14 protein-coding genes are annotated in these 13,488 nt (G+C 40.2%); 9 read left to right on the top strand and 5 right to left on the bottom strand.

From position 1 onward, the window contains the following. Position 1 precedes the first annotated feature (1 nt). The 6 genes from AACM45_RS09115 (at position 2) to AACM45_RS09090 (ending at position 4,172) form a co-directional block, all read left to right on the top strand. Positions 2–1,003 (top strand): zinc-dependent alcohol dehydrogenase family protein, encoded by a 1,002-nt coding sequence (locus AACM45_RS09115; protein WP_339142198.1) that lies wholly within the window; start codon positions 2–4, stop codon positions 1,001–1,003. Between the two features lie 16 nt (positions 1,004–1,019). Then, positions 1,020–1,853, top strand: a complete 834-nt coding sequence (locus tag AACM45_RS09110) for a hypothetical protein (RefSeq protein WP_339142197.1) — start codon at positions 1,020–1,022, stop codon at positions 1,851–1,853. A gap of 68 nt (positions 1,854–1,921) precedes the next feature. Beyond that, positions 1,922–2,449, top strand: a complete 528-nt coding sequence (locus AACM45_RS09105) for an SRPBCC family protein (RefSeq protein WP_339142195.1) — start codon at positions 1,922–1,924, stop codon at positions 2,447–2,449. A gap of 92 nt (positions 2,450–2,541) precedes the next feature. Then, on the top strand, positions 2,542–3,000 hold the full coding sequence (locus AACM45_RS09100; RefSeq protein WP_339142194.1) for a DinB family protein: 459 nt from the start codon (positions 2,542–2,544) through the stop codon (positions 2,998–3,000). A gap of 44 nt (positions 3,001–3,044) precedes the next feature. Further along, positions 3,045–3,425: a hypothetical protein gene (locus tag AACM45_RS09095; protein ID WP_339142192.1), complete on the top strand. Its 381-nt coding sequence runs from the start codon at positions 3,045–3,047 to the stop codon at positions 3,423–3,425. A gap of 9 nt (positions 3,426–3,434) precedes the next feature. Next, positions 3,435–4,172, top strand: coding sequence for an alpha/beta hydrolase (locus tag AACM45_RS09090; RefSeq protein WP_339142191.1), 738 nt, complete (start codon positions 3,435–3,437; stop codon positions 4,170–4,172). Between the two features lie 225 nt (positions 4,173–4,397). Here the strand turns inward: AACM45_RS09090 and AACM45_RS09085 are convergent, their stop codons facing one another. The 4 genes from AACM45_RS09085 to AACM45_RS09070 form a co-directional block, all read right to left on the bottom strand. Then, the gene (locus AACM45_RS09085) at positions 4,398–5,720 is read right to left on the bottom strand and encodes a serine hydrolase domain-containing protein (protein ID WP_339142189.1); all 1,323 of its coding nucleotides are present in this window, start codon (positions 5,718–5,720) and stop codon (positions 4,398–4,400) included. A gap of 97 nt (positions 5,721–5,817) precedes the next feature. After that, the gene (locus tag AACM45_RS09080; RefSeq protein ID WP_339142187.1) at positions 5,818–7,851 is read right to left on the bottom strand and encodes a serine hydrolase; all 2,034 of its coding nucleotides are present in this window, start codon (positions 7,849–7,851) and stop codon (positions 5,818–5,820) included. A 103-nt stretch (positions 7,852–7,954) separates the two neighbouring features. Continuing rightward, a complete protein-coding gene (locus AACM45_RS09075) occupies positions 7,955–9,064 on the bottom strand; it encodes a helix-turn-helix domain-containing protein (RefSeq protein ID WP_339142185.1) in 1,110 nt (369 codons plus the stop codon). A 277-nt stretch (positions 9,065–9,341) separates the two neighbouring features. Then, the gene (locus tag AACM45_RS09070) at positions 9,342–10,388 is read right to left on the bottom strand and encodes a Vgb family protein (RefSeq protein WP_339142184.1); all 1,047 of its coding nucleotides are present in this window, start codon (positions 10,386–10,388) and stop codon (positions 9,342–9,344) included. 171 nt (positions 10,389–10,559) lie between these two features. On the opposite strand from AACM45_RS09070, the gene AACM45_RS09065 reads away from it, so the two are divergent. Genes AACM45_RS09065 through AACM45_RS09055 form a run of 3 tightly spaced genes read left to right on the top strand, consistent with a single transcriptional unit; the run spans position 10,560 to position 12,440 of the window. Then, entirely contained in the window at positions 10,560–11,003 is a 444-nt protein-coding gene (locus tag AACM45_RS09065) for a molybdenum cofactor biosynthesis protein MoaE (RefSeq protein WP_339142183.1), read from the top strand. A 3-nt stretch (positions 11,004–11,006) separates the two neighbouring features. Then, positions 11,007–11,432 carry a cyclic pyranopterin monophosphate synthase MoaC gene (gene moaC / locus AACM45_RS09060; protein ID WP_339142182.1) on the top strand — a complete coding sequence of 142 codons (426 nt, stop codon included), beginning with the start codon at positions 11,007–11,009 and terminating at the stop codon, positions 11,430–11,432. A gap of 57 nt (positions 11,433–11,489) precedes the next feature. After that, entirely contained in the window at positions 11,490–12,440 is a 951-nt protein-coding gene (locus AACM45_RS09055; protein ID WP_339142181.1) for an alpha/beta hydrolase family protein, read from the top strand. A 53-nt stretch (positions 12,441–12,493) separates the two neighbouring features. Here AACM45_RS09055 and AACM45_RS09050 read toward each other — a convergent pair whose 3' ends face one another. Beyond that, positions 12,494–13,435 carry an NAD-dependent epimerase/dehydratase family protein gene (locus AACM45_RS09050; RefSeq protein WP_339142179.1) on the bottom strand — a complete coding sequence of 314 codons (942 nt, stop codon included), beginning with the start codon at positions 13,433–13,435 and terminating at the stop codon, positions 12,494–12,496. Between the last annotated feature and the right edge of the window lie 53 nt (positions 13,436–13,488).

Below are 13,488 nucleotides of genomic sequence, written 5' to 3'. Positions count from 1 at the left end.
GATGAAAGCAATTCGATTTAATGCAATAGGCGGTCCTGAGGTCTTGGAACTTCAAGAGCTTGACATACCCAATGCTAAAGAAAATGAAATCATCGTTCAGGTGAAGGCGTGTGGTATTAATAGGGCCGAACTTTTGTTCTTTCAAGGACAATACCTCTTTCAACCAGAGTTTCCCGCAAAAGTCGGGCTGGAAGCTTCTGGAATAATTCACGCCATAGGTAAGAATGTTGAGGACTATGAAGTAGGACAAGAAGTGTGTCTTACCCCTAACGTGATGCCAACCGAATATGGCTTTATCGGAGAGTATGTCGCTGCACCTATAGAAGCCGTAATCCCTAAACCTGAAAACATCGGTTTTGAAGAAGCCGCTGCCGTTTGGATGTCATACGCTACCGCTTATGGCGGACTAGTTTTTAGAGGTGGACTTCAAGACAATGCAGGTCAAATCGTACTAATATCCGCTGCAAGTTCAAGTGTGGGTCTTTCAGCGATTCAAGTAGCAAAGAACCTCGGAGCCATTGTTATAGCGACCACCCGAACTACAGACAAGAAAGACTACCTGCTTGAACAGGGTGCGGATTATGCCATAGCGACACAAGAAGAAAACCTGGCCGAAAGGGTGATGGAAATTACAGGTGGTAAAGGATTTGATATTGCCTTTGACCCAGTAGCGGGAACTTTTGTAAACGAACTGGCGGAAGCCGCTGCCAATGAATCCACAATAGTTATTTATGGTATCCTCTCCCTAGAAGATACGCCGTTACCATTGTTTCCCCTATTGATTAAAGGTATCCGTATCGAAGCTGTCCACTTGGTGTTCCACATACTGCAACACCCCGAACGGTTTGCACAGACGCGTGACCATATTTTAAAAGGCTTAGCTGAAGGAAAATATCAACCCGTCATCGACCGTATTTTTTCATTGGAAGAAGCAAAGGATGCCTTCAGCTATATGGAAAGCAACAAACAAAAAGGAAAAATTTTAATCACTATCAATAATTAATATAAATCATAGAAAAATGAAAAGAGTAAATCAAATTTTGAGTATTGTAGCCTTGGGCCTATTTACGATAACCGCTCAAGCCTGTAATGAAAAAAACACGAAAAAGGAAACGGCAACCGCAAGTACAGAGGTTACCGAAAATAAATTGCCCGACCATTCGTCAGGTGTAGAACAAACGGAAACTATTCCGGCAGATGTTAAAACAGGGGAGTTTACCATTAAGGCAGGTGCCGTGCTAGAGACCTTATACTTTAATACGGATGCCAAGAACTTTGCATCCATTGCAAAAGAATACGGGAAGGAAGTTGCTAAAAACGGCGGTCAACTTGTTGCCCAATTTGAGGTAGTGAAGAAGAGTACGGAAAGACCGGTTACCCACATTGCCATTGTACAATGGACCAACCTGGCCGGTTATGCCAAGGTAGCATCAAGTTCCGCTTTCGCGAAAGCTAAAAAGAGCTTAATCGATGTTGGCTTCTTTGGAGCACAACAAGATACACCAGTGGTCTTTAGAGATGATAAAATCTACGATTTTACCAGTGCGTGGACAATTGCAACGGCACCTGAGCAAATGCCCGTGATTATGCAAGTGATGCAAACCTACTTTGGAAAAATCGGCCCTGTAATGGGTAAATATGGCATTGCGCAGACCGCTTTTGTAGGGCCACATCCAGGAGCCCCAAAAACTTCCGCTACCGCATATACCCCTCAAATGATGGGAATATTCCAGTGGAACGATATCAATGACCCTAAGAAGTTTCAAAACGACCCTGACTTTACCGCTCACGTTGATATTCGTGATGCCGTAATGAGTAAGATGGAGTTTATTTACACCAAGGCGATTTTGTAACAATTCCCCCTAATGAAGTTCCCCATCCGCCTTTTTGCGGATAGGGAGCTTTTTAAATTTTAAAAACAATGGCAAAACAGAAAAAAGTACAAGTTGTAGAAATGACGTTCGACATCAATGCGTCCGCCGAAAAAGTATGGCAGATAACGGGTGAGGATTATGGCAACACCTATAAATCACATCCCCAAATTATCAATTCCCATTATATAAATGGCTCTACCGAAGGTTGCGAAGGAGCCGAACGTAAGTGCCTTTTTAATGAAAAAGGAACAAAGTTTCTCCAAGAAGTGCAAAAAAACTTTGACAGGGAAAACAAATCTTTTCGAAACCAATTGGTACACGTGGGCAAGTTTCCGATGGTACCCGAGTACAGTTATGCAGATTATCGGGTAGAACCTATAGATGAAAATAAATCCAAGATGCACGTGAGAATGCAGTTCCGCACCAAACCCGCTTTTTTAGGGGCTTTGGCAAAAGGACAATTAGCAGGATTAATTAAGGATTATGCCATATCGGTCAATCACTTTGCTACCACAGGAGAAGAAGTGACCGCAAAAAATTTCAAAACCATTAAAAAGAACTACAAAGCGGCCTAATCACTTTTCAGAAAATGAAAAAGTATCTTAATTACATACTATTTCTACTGGCAATATCTTTTTGTGGTTCTTGCAATTCTCAAACAAAGCGTATGAAATCAATCGATGGTCAATACCTAGTTGAAGACTATATCAAAAAATGGAAAGCCAATAAACGATACACTTTAAAAGTATTGGAGGCTATGCCCGAAGCAGACTATGATTTTAAACCAGCAGATGGTATGAAAACCTTCAAAAGCCAAGCAACTCATATCGCCAGTTGGTTAAACAACCATATCAAAAAAGTTGGCTTGACAGGTCTTACTAAAGTGGATGCGTCCTCAAAAAAGTCGCTTATGGCATCCCTAGAAAAGAACTTTGATGAATTGCTTATCTATATTGAAACCATTGAGGCTGCACAGTTAGGCGAGACTACAAGAATGTGGTATGGGCAATCCACAAAAAGCAGGTTGATGAACTTAATGGACAACCATTTGACCCACCATAGAGGACAAATGGTTGTTTATCTAAGGTTAAAAGGCATAAAAGCTCCCAGTTATGTTGGGTGGTAATTGTCACACCCTCTGTTGATATGCATCTAATATTTAAAAGAGATTTGAAAATATATATCGCACTTCAAGAACAAATTTCTAAACCACGTGATTTGGTTTATAAAGCGATGATTGAGATGATGGATGTGTATGAAATGAATGGAACGGTATCGAATACAAGTACCTCTTCTCAAACTAATTTTTTTAGTTGTGAGATGTCGTTACCCGAACTTTGGGGCAAACATAACAAGGCTACCACAATGGTGCATTTAACCTATGATTATGTGAAAAAATATACGCTGGTAAAAGCAGCGATAAATGTAGAAAGTCCGTGCAATGATTTACGAACATATTTGAAGTACAAGTTACTTTTCACACCTTTTATAAAGGCTACTGCCAGAGAACATTTGAATAGATTTAAGCATAGAGTTCAAAAATGGTTATAAATTGTATGTATGAATAATCTTTTAATTTTTATAAGCGCAATGATAGGTATTACAAATACCAATCCTTCAATTGAAAGACACTCTTTACAGAGTAAAACTATGGGCTACACCATTGAGTATACCGTGGTCTTACCTAAGGGTTATGATAAAAGTAAACAGTATCCGAGTCTGTATATGACCGACGGTCCAACAGTCGAAAACAAGAGCAAGTTTTTAACTGTAGCAAGCGATTTTCAGCAAAAAAACCAAAAACCATTTATCATCGTGCTGGTAAGTCCTGAGCACCCAGAAACTGGGCGTAATCGTAGAAATGCCGAACTATTGGCGAATCCGAAATATTTCGAATTCTTTATTTCAGAACTGCTTCCAGAAGTTGAGAAACAATATTCTGTTGCAACAAGACCATCAGAACGGTATTTAAACGGTGTTTCCTTTGGTGGATTAAATTCGCTCTATTTTGGTCTGGAAGACCAAGGAAAAACTTTTGGCAACATCGCGGTGATGTCCCCCGCCATACATCCTAAACCCTACTTGAAGAAAGCCTATCAAGAGAATCCTAGATTGTCCATACGGTTTTTTTTAAGCACTGGTGCTTTTTTGGACGGTGAAAGTACGACAAGAAAATTATTAGAGATACTAAAGTCCAAAGATTATGAAGTTGGATACAATGAAGTACCGCACGGTCATACAATGAAGAACTGGAATAAGAATTGGTTGCCGATGTTGGAGTTCTTTTTTAAGAAATAATGCAGAAGTGATAATACTGATTTTAATAACCCTGCTTACACTACATATTCGACTGCATTTATGAAAAATGAATCGAGTTCAGTTGTTCCGTAATAAAAAAAGCAATGACATGGATTTCTCGGTAGTACTTTTAAGAGGAGTTTTCTTTTGGTGAAAACTGGCATCTAAAGGTAGGTGCAATCAATTTTCAAAAGTTCGCCTGATTTCTTAGCTATAAATCCGTTTTTACTCCTTTTGCAATACATTGGTTTGACTTCCTTGGGTGATGGCCATTTCATTTTTATCTGGGAAAAACTCGATTACCATGCCCGCCGCATCTAATTTGAACTTATTTTTTTCATAGGCATCGAATAACATAGGTTCTTGAGAGGCTACATTGACGATAAGTCTTTTCTTCAGTTTGGTTACCTTCAGTTTCACTGGAAAAGAGGGACTGGAATACGTGCCCAGATACGTGTTAAGCTGTTTCGAGCTATGTTCGTAGCTGCTAAAAATAGGTAGATCAAAGGGTTTGTTGAACATACTCTTGACCACTACGGTCTCTATGGCGTTGAAGTCATAATCCAGTCCGTTCGAAGTCACCGCAAAGGCCATATCATTTTCCGGAAAGTATCGAAACATGGATACAAAGCCGTCTATACCACTATTATGGCCAAAGCTTGTGGAATCAAAATAGTTGGTTTGAAATAGGCCCATACCGAATTTATCCCTTATGGTTTTCATTTTTTTCAAACTTTCATTTGATATGATCTTTCCCTTAAAGAGTGCTTGGGAAAATTGAATTAAATCTACAGGTGTTGAAACCAAACTTCCAGCCCCCAAACCGATGCTTCCATGGGTTTGGGTTTCTTGTTTCCATCGCTTTTTTCTGATAACGAAAGAATAAGCTTCATTGTTCTGAGCGGACAAACGTTCCGCATAATACGTATTTCCTAAATTCAAGGGCTTTGAAATTTCATCGGTTACTATTTGTCCGAAACTTTTATCAAACACCTTTTCTAAAATATAAGAAAGCAGCAAATAGTTGGAATTACTATATGATGCTTGCGTATCGGGCTCAAAATCACTCTGGTATTCCGATACCATGGTGATCATCTCTTTTTCGGCCTTAAACTGCGTATTGAAGCTCAAGTAAGCATCTTTTTTATCGGTAAAGCTAGGGATGCCACTTCGGTGGTTCAATAAATTTGAGATCGTTATTTTTTTTGCATTCTTTATTGAGGGAAAATAGGTATCCAAGGTTTCAGAGAGATTTAGCCTCCCTTTTTCTATGGCCTTAAAAATGAGTACGGCAGTAAAGGTCTTTGAAATGGACCCGATTCTATATTTTGTATTTTCATCTGGTACATCCTTGGTTTCAATAGTCTTAAAACCAAATTGATTGCTGTAAACTATTTTATTGGCCTTATAGATAGCGACACTACCCATAAATTTATTGTTGGCTTGCAAACCATTAAAATAAACGTTGAGGCCATTAAATTCTGTGGTTTGGGTAAACCCGATATTGATGGCTGAAATTAGAATTAGTAAAAGAAAATTTCTTTTCATAATAAAAAATAGACTGTGGTCAAAAGATTTACATAGCTGTTCGAGGTTATACGTCCATACTAATGATAGGTCAATAATGAATGATATTGGAAAGCTTCTATTTGAAGTTCGATTTTCCCGTAATCAAAAACCGTTCCAGTGCCTTATAGGCCAATTCGCCCCCAGTATTTCCATTGGTGAAAACAACGAATCCTTTTTGCAGGTCTTCATACACTTTAAATTCACATTTGAAGTCGCCGTTATTTCCACCGTGACCGAAAGTATATCCATATGGGGTCTTTTCTATTTGCAATCCCAGGCCAAAGTAGCTTTTCCATTCTTCAGAGTTCAGTTCCTCATATTTATCCGTAACCGTATGCTTGTAAAACAGGTCACTGTAGGTTTGCGCTTTTAACCCTTTTCTTTGCAATAGTGCAATGGCAAAATCAGAAAAAGACTTGGCTTCCGTATGCATGCTCCAAGCCATTCCCGCCTTATTGGGCAAGGATACCTTATGCGGATAATTATCGTCATGGCCATGGGCGACCACTTTAAAAAGATGATCGCTTTTTTCAAAGAAAATAGTATTCAGTTCAAGAGGTTGAAGGGTTTCTTCATTCAAGATGGTAACAATATCTTTAGAAGTGATATGCTCAACCACCCTTTTTAAATATTCGAACCCTTCACCTGAATAGCCAAATGCCGTTCCGGGGTCAAAAAGGATTTCCATTTTTCCGGAACGCCAGTTAGGGAAACCCGTTTTATGGCTTAACACCATACGGGCCGTAATTTTTTGATACCGGGGATCGTGTTCAATTTCTTCGAATGGTAAATACTGGTATAAGGGTTTATCCAAATCTATAATGCCCTTTTCGGCAAGTCGCATCACCGTAAATGCAAAAACGGGTTTGGTGATGGATGCGGCCTCAAAAATAGTTTGCGGGGTAACCGGTGTATTACTGAAGGTGTTCTCAACGCCATAGGTATTGTGGTAACTCATTTTGCCGTCTTCAATGATGGCCAATGATACCCCGGGTATTTCGTAAAAATCAATATACGCATTGATAAAAGCATCGATTTCGCCATAGGGGTCTGCCGTATCGGTAAGTAAAATGCCCTTATCAGGAATTAGATCTAGGGGTTGCGCTACTTCAATCATCACATCAGCTTCCGATACGCCATTAGGCTTTACTTCGACCTGGGTTGGATTTTTAATGATCTTGTGTAGTTGGTCCTCCCCGTTATAAATGCCCCATTCGGGAACAATGGAATACTTGCCTTTAGGAAGGTTTAGGTCAAAGAACCCGGTAGTATCTACATCTTCCCTCACCCAATATGATGGGTCTTTAGCCGAAGAAACCTTGATTTTGTTAATAGGTAAGCCTAGGTAATCCGTTTTCCATTTCAAGTATCCCTGAAGCGTTCCAATTTCCACTTTCTCCTCTGAAAGCAACACGTTGCCAAGTTTAAAAGGCACATTGGTCTTACCATCGGATCTTCTCCAAGATATCCGGGTAATATCCTCTTCAAGGTTAGGATTATCGCTATCGTAGATCATAAAGTCGAGCCCTAACATTTTTCCTGGGGTTATGGGCTCGTCAAATCGTATCATGGCCTCATAATTGGTCTTGTTATCTATTCTTTTCGAGGCTACTTCAACGGTACTCCAATCCGCATTTTTGACCAAGGGGTCCCAACTTGTGCTAGCGTCGTCTATTTCTTTGTACAATTCATTAAAACTATAAACGTTGACCCCCGAACCTTTTGGCGAGTGCATTTTATCCACGTATAGCAAACATTGGTCTTGATTATCCGTCAATGCCCCTGCATCGTCATCTACTTGATGGTTGTCGTCGCTAACGGTTACTGCGATATAGACCGAATTGTCTTTTTTAGAAAAGCCGACCCTAAAAACAGCACTCAAATCATTTGTACCGTCCATCTCATTTTCAAGTAAGGCAGTAATGGGATATTCAGGTAGGGCGGCATTCCAATCTTCTAATCGGCCATCAATGGCAATGTTCGAAACAGGATAGGCAATGCCCAACGGAACCGAGTTTTTAGATGTTGCCATCGTTGTGGTTCGATCTTCGGTTTTACAACTTAATATGCCTAAAAGCAGCAGCGTTAACAAAGGGGTTTTGAAGTTCATTTTTAAAATTTAGTTCAACGTTGGTCAACAAGATATCCTATCAAAGCAAAAAGCTCAAAGGTGCTACAATGAAATAGGTATCATCGCGCAAAATAGGACTTATCTATTGCTGCTTGGCATATTTCAAAGGGGTCATTCCCATATGTTTTTTGAATATCCTATAGAAACTGCTTTTTGATTTAAATCCGCAAGAGAGTCCAATGCCGGTTATGGAATGAAGTTCTACGGCGTCGGATTTTAATAGCACCTTTGCTTCAGCGACTCGAAAGGCATTTACCGAGTCATAAAAGTTACTTTTCAAGACCTCTCTAAAAAAGGCCGATAATTTTCTTTCGGGTAATTCCATCTCTTGGGCAAGCTCCCTTAAACTGATATCTGATGACAAATAGCGTTTTTCATCTTTCATGATCCTGGTATAGGTTGCCATCAATACATTTTTTTGATCATTTGCGATAACACTTGGTTTCGTTTTGGTAATGGCCGGGTTCCTTAAATGGTTCTCAATCAAAAAATCAGGAAGGAATATCGTTGACTGCGTGAGTCCGTAGTAGCCCAAATATCCTATCGCAACCACTAAAGCTATTGCGGTAATATAACTATCCCAAAAGACATCATAGGCAAACAAGAGTTCACTTAAGGTAATCAAAAGGTCAATGACCAATACCAGAAGAAAACTGTACAAAAACTTCTCAATCCATAAGAAGTCTTTTTCGCCGATTTTCGAATAGTTGTTTTTTAGCGCTTTTCTCATGTTGTAAAACAATCTGAGACTTATTACGAAATAGAAGATGCCATAGAGGTCTTTTTCTAAAGCAAGCTCAATATGATCTTGGATCAATTCAATATGAAAAAGTTCCAATCTTAAAGAACTTGGTATGGTATAACCACATAAATACAGTAGAAACGGTATAAAATGAAATAGGTTTGCCCTTATCAGATTCCTTTTTTCCAAAAAGATTGATTTGATATAAACGTAGACCAAGGGTGGTATCAAAAAACGTACGCCATCTTGCACATAATAGGTTATGGATTCCAGCACATTGATGTCACGTAATACGGCATAAAAGAATAAAAGCACATCAAGTATGGCCAACCAAATGACCCCTAAAATGTACTGCGGCAACGCCTTCTTTTTGACCTTGATAAGACCGATAATGGCAATTAGGGTGAGGATAATACCCGTAACTAGTATAAAATCGACAATGTTGCTCATTTAATAAAGGGGCTGTTCAAGGGCCTTTTAAAGGATAACAAGATAAGTCGAATAAATAGGAAATCAGTGGTTGGAAAACCCACAAGTATATCAAGGCCCTCTAAGCCTTTCTTTTTAAAACCCTTAGGGATCCATAAAAAATAAAGCCATTTTATGCTTATCCTTCCTACTGTATACAATCCCATACGGAAAGTAAGTATTAAGGTTATCAATATTTATGAAAATAGCGCAAATCGGTTTACTCAAATGAACACACCACTCTTAGTACGATTTGGAATCAGTTTGCCGGAACGAAGGTCAGTGCCTGCCCGTTCAAACCTTCAAATTCGATAAAAATATCCACAAATTCCCCGGTGTTCGGATTGACGCGAATTACCCTGCCGTTTCCTGTACTACTGATATATAATAGTCCATCGGGGCCAAACCCCAAGCCCCTAGGTGCGATAATCAAAGACTCCCCATTTGCATCGCGGGGGTCGATGACCTGTAGTAGGTCCCCGTTTTCAGAACTGTACACCCGTACGGTGCCGGGCATGGGATCTGCGCCACCTACAAAGGGAAACTCACTACTGGTATAAATATTACCGTCTAAACCTAGAATAACATCCAACGGGCTCAGGTTTTCATCAGAAATGAAGTTCGGGTCTATCAATTCACCTGTTGTGCCGTCATATTGCTGTATAGTAGCCCCGCCAATACCACTGGTAGGGTCGGCACCATTGCCTAAAAAGAGGAAATCGTCATCGAAAACAAAGCCCCTGGGGAAACTCACATCATTCGTGGCAACGAAAATATCGATGAATTCACCAGTGGTAGAATCAAATCTCACAATGTTTCCGCCAGAACGAGATCCAAGGTATAGATTACCATCGGGCCCAAGTACGGCGCCTCCAGCATTTAAAGAAAAGTCAGTTCCATTTTCAGTACCGGTAAATGGAGGGATGAATTCAGCGATCAAATCACCTTGTAAGGAATAGGAAACCAAGTTATTGTTACCGCCGACTATAAAAAGATTGGTGTTGGCAAACCCATCTAGAATTTCCCTAGGATCGGCAATGTTGATCACAATATCCCTCGGGTCGTCATTTAGAAGTGTGGCATCATTTGGAAATTCACCTAAGAATGTTCCATTTTCACCATCAAAACGTAACGCTTGGCCCAAACCACTTCCAAATCCACCAGAAGTCACCACCAAATCAAATGACACTTCAGTTTGTGGTTCTGGGGTGGGGATATCCCCATTATCGTCATCACTACAGGCTGTAACCATTAACACTAAAGTGAACCCCAGTATTAGGCTTTTGAATTGGTTTGAATTTTTCATGATCCTTGGATTTTTTGCGTACTTCGGTTTGGTCGAGCGATTTTCTGGGACTTAAACATTTTTATCAAAAAAATCCTTTAGAAGAATTATTATATGCCGCTTTTGCACGAATTTGTGCGATACGATTTCCAGTTTGCAAATCTTGTTTACCTTAGTACGAAAGTATTTTTCATGAAAAAAAAGGAGCTAAAGAATGTCTTTGTACAAGGGGCGATTACTCCAGAATTTATAGCAAATTCTATTGCCAAACACCAATCGAAAACTACCATTGGTGCCCATGATATTTTTTTGGGGCAAGTACGTGCCGATGAAATTGATGGCAAGAGGGTAGGTGCTATAGATTATTCGGCGTACGAAACAATGGCCAATCAAAAGTTTCACGAGATTCGCGAGGCCACCTTTGAAAAGTTTGAACTCACCTGTATGCACATTTACCATAGTTTGGGTAAAGTAGCGGTAGGCGAGATATGTTTGTTCGTATTTGTCTCTTCACCACATCGGGCAGCGGTGTTCGAAGCATTACATCATGTGGTGGAGGAAATTAAAAAAGAAGTTCCGGTTTTTGGTAAGGAATTGTTTGAAGACGATTCATACCAATGGAAAGTCAATACCTAACAAATGGTCGATATTACACAAAAACAAAATACCCATCGTACTGCTATTGCACAGGCAATCGTAAAGGTCGGCTCGTCAGAAACCATAACGGCCATTCAAAATAGAACCGTGCCAAAAGGCGATGTGTTTGCCATGAGCAAGGCCGCAGGGTTTTTAGGACTGAAAAAAACGCCTGAATTGTTGCCGGATTGTCATCCATTACCTATTGAATACGCGGGAATTGATTATGAAATCGAGGGATTACAAATTACCGTAAAGGTCACCGTAAAGACTTTTTACAAGACAGGGGTGGAGGTAGAGGCCATGCATGGCGCCAGTGTAGTGGCCTTAAACATGTATGATATGTTAAAACCCATTGATAAGGCGATTGAAATCCATCAGATTAAGTTGTTGCGAAAGACTGGGGGGAAATCGGATATTGGTAATTAATGAGATATACTTAATTCGCATATATACTTGTTCTAGTTCATCAAAATACCCATACCAATGAAATTAAAATCAATAACCATTATAACGCTATTTTGTCTTGGCTTTTACTTCGTAGATGCACAAGACGGTAAAATAATCGAAAAAGAAAGAATGGTTTTAAGCGATGCTACTGTCGCTAAAATTCAAAAAGCCGATGCCGAATTGGCTTTGGCCCTAGAACAAATAGAATTCTATCGTATCACATATTTATCTGACTCCCTTAAAATTAAAGGGTTTATCGCCAAACCCATTGGGGAGGGGAGTTTTCCCTGTGTAATTTCCAATCGAGGGGGCTCCGGTGAATTCGGTAAATGGAATGAAATAGGGGTAGGCTTTTTTCTAGGAAAATTAGCAAGTTGGGGCTATGTAGTGGTCGCAAGCCAATATCGAGGTAATGACGGCAGTGAGGGCCAAGATGAAATAGGGGGCAAAGACTTGAACGATGTGCTAAGTTTGGTCAATACCCTAAACGAAATAGATAACGCCGATACTTCGAGAATAGGGATCGAGGGCGCGAGCCGAGGCGGTATGATGACGTATCGCGCACTGAAAGCATCTTGTGAATTCAAAGCTGCCGTGGTTCTGGCCGGTGCGGCAAATGCCTTTACGTTGCTCAATAGACCAGACTTTGAAGAAAATGTATACGCAAAATACATTCCAGGGTATTACAACAATAAAGAAAAGGAACTGAAAGCCCGATCTGCTGTTTTTTGGGCCGATAAAATGTGCAAGACCACTCCTATGCTCATCATGCATGGTAGTTCAGATTGGCGCGTTACGGCTTCTGAGTCGCTCGAATTGGTACAGGAACTGTATAAATACGAACACCCCGTACGTTATATTCTTTTTGAAGGTGCGGACCATAGGATAAGTGAATTTAGAAGCGACTATTTTTCTCATATGAAAGGCTTTTTTCAACACTATTTGAAAGAAGGTAATTCTCCAAATATGGAATTGCATGGAAGATAGTGCAATAGCCTTAAAAATAGACCATTGCAATATTTACATATCGTACGAATGTGTTATTGTTCTAAATTCTTTAGCATTTCTTCCGTAGTTTTCCCCAAATCAAATTCGGGGGCCCAGCCCCAATCTTGACTGGCTTTGGAGTCATCGACACTTGCGGGCCAACTATTGGCAATTTCTTGTCTAAAGTCGGGCTTATAGGTAATCTCAAAATCTGGAATGTGCGTTTTGATGCATTCGGCCAATTCTCTAGGGGCAAAACTCATGGCACCCAAATTGTAAGACGATCGTATGGAAAGGTCCCCGTTATTGGCGTCCATCAATGAAATGGTGGCCCATATGGCATCGTCCATATACATCATAGGTAGTTTTGTTTCTTCATTAAGAAATGAGGTGTACTTTTTTTCGGACAATGCCTTATGAAAAATTTCAACCGCATAATCCGTCGTACCACCACCTGGTTGGGTCTTCCAACTGATTAAGCCAGGGTAACGTACACTGCGTACGTCGACCCCGAATTTTTTAAAATAATATTCGCACCATCGTTCCCCAGACTGTTTGCTGATACCGTAAACCGTACTGGGTTCCATTAGGGTATGTTGTGGGGTTTCATTTTTTGGGGTATTGGGGCCGAAGACAGCGATACTGCTGGGCCAGAATATTTTATCTATCTTCTTTTCTTTAGCTAGGTTCAAAACATTGAACAACGAGTTCATGTTCAGGTTCCATGCGCGCATCGGGAATTTTTCTGCCGTGGCACTTAACATTGCCGCCATCAAATAGACTTCGGCTATCTCATAGTGCATCACGACATCTTCAATTGCCTCATAATTGGTGGCGTCTAGCAGTTCAAAAGGACCTGACTGCATTAAATTTTCGCTACCCTCACGAATATCGCTCGCCACGACCGAATCGTTGCCATATTTTTCGCGAAGCGCTATGGTCAGTTCAGTACCTATTTGTCCGCAAGCCCCAATGATCAAAATAGATTTTTGCATGTAAAAGAAGTTAATTCAATACATGGGTAAATATAGCTTATCTTAAAATTTGT

Origin of the sequence: Croceitalea sp. MTPC5, from assembly GCF_036985505.1 — a bacterium.
In the GTDB taxonomy this organism is placed as follows: Bacteria; Bacteroidota; Bacteroidia; order Flavobacteriales; family Flavobacteriaceae; genus Croceitalea.
The sequence above is the reverse complement of the archived record's forward strand: the minus strand, read 5'-3'. Positions and strand labels throughout refer to the sequence as shown.

Bases quoted from the DNA above. Each gene is read 5' to 3' on its own strand.
- AACM45_RS09070 (WP_339142184.1), bottom strand. From the start codon at position 10,388: ATGAAAAATTCAAACCAATTCAAAAGCCTAATACTGGGGTTCACTTTA.
- AACM45_RS09075 (WP_339142185.1), bottom strand. From the start codon at position 9,064: ATGAGCAACATTGTCGATTTTATACTAGTTACGGGTATTATCCTCACC.
- AACM45_RS09100 (WP_339142194.1), top strand. From the start codon at position 2,542: ATGAAATCAATCGATGGTCAATACCTAGTTGAAGACTATATCAAAAAA.
- moaC (WP_339142182.1), top strand. From the start codon at position 11,007: ATGGTCGATATTACACAAAAACAAAATACCCATCGTACTGCTATTGCA.
- AACM45_RS09090 (WP_339142191.1), top strand. From the start codon at position 3,435: ATGAATAATCTTTTAATTTTTATAAGCGCAATGATAGGTATTACAAAT.
- AACM45_RS09065 (WP_339142183.1), top strand. From the start codon at position 10,560: ATGAAAAAAAAGGAGCTAAAGAATGTCTTTGTACAAGGGGCGATTACT.
- AACM45_RS09085 (WP_339142189.1), bottom strand. From the start codon at position 5,720: ATGAAAAGAAATTTTCTTTTACTAATTCTAATTTCAGCCATCAATATC.
- AACM45_RS09110 (WP_339142197.1), top strand. From the start codon at position 1,020: ATGAAAAGAGTAAATCAAATTTTGAGTATTGTAGCCTTGGGCCTATTT.
- AACM45_RS09115 (WP_339142198.1), top strand. From the start codon at position 2: ATGAAAGCAATTCGATTTAATGCAATAGGCGGTCCTGAGGTCTTGGAA.
- AACM45_RS09080 (WP_339142187.1), bottom strand. From the start codon at position 7,851: ATGAACTTCAAAACCCCTTTGTTAACGCTGCTGCTTTTAGGCATATTA.
- AACM45_RS09105 (WP_339142195.1), top strand. From the start codon at position 1,922: ATGGCAAAACAGAAAAAAGTACAAGTTGTAGAAATGACGTTCGACATC.
- AACM45_RS09050 (WP_339142179.1), bottom strand. From the start codon at position 13,435: ATGCAAAAATCTATTTTGATCATTGGGGCTTGCGGACAAATAGGTACT.
- AACM45_RS09055 (WP_339142181.1), top strand. From the start codon at position 11,490: ATGAAATTAAAATCAATAACCATTATAACGCTATTTTGTCTTGGCTTT.